This window comes from Streptomyces sp. 8L (assembly GCF_020176795.1).
Classification (GTDB): domain Bacteria; phylum Actinomycetota; class Actinomycetes; order Streptomycetales; family Streptomycetaceae; genus Streptomyces.
Genome location: NZ_JAIUKE010000396.1, coordinates 1 through 352 on the forward strand (window position 1 = coordinate 1; position 352 = coordinate 352).

The 352-nt window shown below is 84.7% G+C and carries 1 protein-coding gene; it reads right to left on the bottom strand.

Annotation, left to right across the window (positions count from 1 at the left end):
- Positions 1-224: hypothetical protein (locus tag LCE31_RS28310; RefSeq protein WP_225019153.1), on the bottom strand; the 224-nt coding region annotated here is incomplete at its 3' end.
- Positions 225-352 lie beyond the last annotated feature (128 nt).

Consider the following 352-nt stretch of genomic DNA (forward strand, 5'->3'; position numbering starts at 1 on the left):
CCCCCCACGCCCGCGCCCGCCCGGCCGGGGGGGGGGGGGGGGGGCCCGGGGGGGGGGCGGCCGGCCCCCCCCGCCGGCCTCGCCGCCTGGTGCTGCGGTTCCGGCAGGGAGCTGAGCACGTAGCCCTTCAGCCCCCGTGCCCGGAGCGTGCCGAGGAGGTCCTCCATGAACGAGAACCCGACGTGGCTGAGCAGCAGCACTCCCCTGGTGTTTTCGGTGCTCATTCCGGCCTCCTTGCCGGCGGGGGGGGGGGGGGGGGGGGGGGGGGGGGGGGGGGGGGGGGGGGGCCCGGCCCCGCGCGGCCGCCGTGGGCGGCGGGGGGCGCGCGGGGGGCGGGGCGGGGGGGCGGGGG